Here is a 1570-nt window from a genome sequence, read left to right on the forward strand (position 1 = left end):
TCGCCGGCAGCGGTGATTTCGCCACCCTGATCGCCCTGGTGCGGGACAATGTCCCCGTGCTCGGGGTCATCTATGCCCCCGAGGCCGATGTGCTCTACTGGGCGGTACGCGGCCACGGCGCCTTCAAGGAGGTAAATGGCGAGGTGCATCCCATCAGTGCCATGCACCACGAGCACGACCAGCCGGACTCCCTGGTGGTGGCCATCAGCCGCCGCCAGAAGCTGGAGAACCTCACCCGCCGCCTCAACCCGGCCATCAACTACGAGCTGATCCCGCTTGGCTCCAGCTCCCTCAAGTCCTGCCTGGTGGCGGAAGGGGCGGCAGACTGCTATGTGCGGCTCGGCCCTACCGGCGAGTGGGACACCGCCGCCGCCCAGTGCATCGTCGAGGCGGCAGGGGGGCGCATCCTCAGCCTGGCGTTGCAGCCGCTCAGCTACAACGAAACGGAGTCGCTGGAGAACCCTGACTTCATCGTGATGGGGGACCCGGATCTCGCCTGGGGCAAGATCCTGACTCACTGATCCGGTTGAAATGTAGCCAGTTCATCCAATCAGGCGGCCTCGTGGCCGCCTGATTGCTTGGTGTGATCCGCTGGCTTGCCACGGCATATTCAGGTGTATTCGCTACTTAAATGGATTGCTGTAGTGGATCATCACAATCAAACCCAAAGTGCTGGTATCTATTTTCAGGTAATTCTGAAAACTGCGCATTGGTCGAAATAAAAAATCGACCAGTGGTTATATTTTGGTTTTATATTTTGCGTAATTTGCTGTTTAAAGGTTTAACCGAACAGGGCGGACTGGAAATTCCGCCCAATCTCACTGGCTGAACCTGGCTTTGCCAGTGAGATCTGCCAATGCCGTTTTTTGAGAATTAAATGCTAAAGGAGCACAATATTTTTAGATTTTAATACTATATATAAGTGGTTTATCAATGAGTTCATCTGCAGAGGTCACCCGGGAGCTATCTGGTTCCCCATCCATCACCCGCACTGGCTGGCGTCGTCACGATACCCACTGGGTCATCAGCCTGTTTGGCACCGCGGTCGGCGCCGGCATACTCTTCCTCCCCATCAACCTGGGACTGGGGGGCATCTGGCCCCTCGTCATCGTCGCCGTGCTGGCCGGTCCCATGACCTTCCTGGCCCATCGCGGGCTGGCGCGCTTCGTGCTCTCCTCTTCGCGCCCCCACGCCGACTTCACCGAGGTGGCCGAGGAGCACTTCGGCAAGATGGCCGGTCGCCTCATCTCGGCGCTCTACTTCCTCTCCATCTTCCCGATCCTGCTCATCTACGGCGTCGGGCTCACCAATACGGTGGAGAGCTTCATGATCAACCAGCTCGGCATGGATGCCCCGAACCGGGTGATGCTCTCCGGCCTGCTGGTGTTCGCCATGATCGCCGTGATGATGGCGGGGGAGAAGGCGATGCTGCGGGCCTTCGCCTTCATGGTCTACCCGTTGGCGGCCATTCTGGCGGCACTCTCCTGCTATCTGATCCCCCAGTGGCACTGGCCGGAAGTGACCGCGTTCGAGGGGGCCAGCTTCCTCAACACCGTCTGGCTGGCGCTGC

At 59.2% G+C, this 1570-nt stretch carries 2 protein-coding genes; both read left to right on the plus strand.

The genetic code is table 11. From position 1 onward, the window contains the following. Positions 1 to 521, plus strand: a 521-nt coding sequence (locus BN1127_RS15930) for a 3'(2'),5'-bisphosphate nucleotidase CysQ family protein (RefSeq protein ID WP_042650072.1), incomplete at its 5' end; no start/stop codon positions are given. Between the two features lie 412 nt (positions 522 to 933). Continuing rightward, positions 934 to 1570: aromatic amino acid transport family protein (locus BN1127_RS22890; RefSeq protein ID WP_042650073.1), on the plus strand; the 637-nt coding region annotated here is incomplete at its 3' end.

Origin of the sequence: Aeromonas media (genome assembly GCF_000819985.1) — a bacterium.
Taxonomy (GTDB): domain Bacteria; phylum Pseudomonadota; class Gammaproteobacteria; order Enterobacterales; family Aeromonadaceae; genus Aeromonas; species Aeromonas media.